Here is a 1,138-nt window from a genome sequence, read left to right as displayed (position 1 = left end):
GACCACCCCACCATCCAAAACCTCGGCCACCGCCTCCAACAGATCATCCGAACCATCCTCACCACCCCACACCTCCCCACCTCCCAACTCCCCCTCCTCACCCCCGCCGAAGAACACACCCTGCGCGAGTGGAGCGGCGAAACCACCCCCGGCACCGAACCGCAAACCCTGCCGCAACTCTTCGAAACCCAGGCCGCACAGACACCGGAACACGTCGCCGTGGTCTTCGAGGACACCTCGCTCACCTACCGGGAACTCAACGAGCAGGCCAACCGCCTCGCACGCGTGCTGATCGGGCACGGCGTCGGCCCGGAGCGGATCGTGGCGCTGGCGCTGCCGCGCTCCATCGAGATGATCGTCGCCATCCTGGCCGTCACCAAAGCCGGCGGCGCCTACCTCCCGATCGACCCCGAATACCCCGCCGAACGCATCGCCTTCATGCTGGCCGACGCACAACCCTCCTGCCTGCTGACCACCGATGGTGCGGTGGGCGGGCTGCCGGAACTGCCCGTCATCCTCCTCGACCAACTCGACACCAGCGACCAGTCGAGCGGTGATGTTCAGGACGCCGAGCGTACGCACACCCTGCGCACGACCCACCCGGCCTACCTGATCTACACCTCCGGCTCCACCGGCACCCCCAAGGGCGTCGTCGTCCCCCACGAAGGCATCTCCACCCTCGCCACGGCGAAGATCAAGCAGAATGCCGCAACTCCCGACAGCCGCATCCTGCAGTTCGCTTCGTTCAGCTTCGACAGCCACATGTCCGAGCTCTGCCTGTCGCTGCTGTCGGGTGCTCGCCTGGTGCTCGCACCGACCGAGCGTCTGGCACCCGGCGAGCCGCTGTTGGACCTGATCGCCCAGCACGGACTGAGCTACCTGGACCTGCCTCCGGCTGCACTCGGTGTGCTCCCGGAGGAGCAGGTGCCCCGGGGAATCACCCTCGGTGTGGGCGGCGAGGCGGTCTCCGGGGAACTGGTCGACCGCTGGGCACCCGGCCGACGCATGATCAACGGCTACGGACCGACGGAGACCACCGTCACCGCGACCATGAGCGAACCCCTGCACCCGGACGGCTCCGCGATCCCGCCGATCGGCCGACCCCTCGCCGGCAAGCGCGTCTACGTCCTCGACAACG

Annotated in this window: 1 protein-coding gene; it reads left to right on the top strand. The window is 68.1% G+C overall.

What is annotated here, in order from left to right; translation table 11 throughout:
• Positions 1-1,138: AMP-binding protein (locus ACZ3TI_RS41010; RefSeq protein WP_465735705.1), on the top strand; the 1,138-nt coding region annotated here is incomplete at both ends.

This window comes from Kitasatospora sp. NPDC023120 (assembly GCF_055560835.1).
This window is presented reverse-complemented; position numbering and strand designations above follow the sequence as displayed.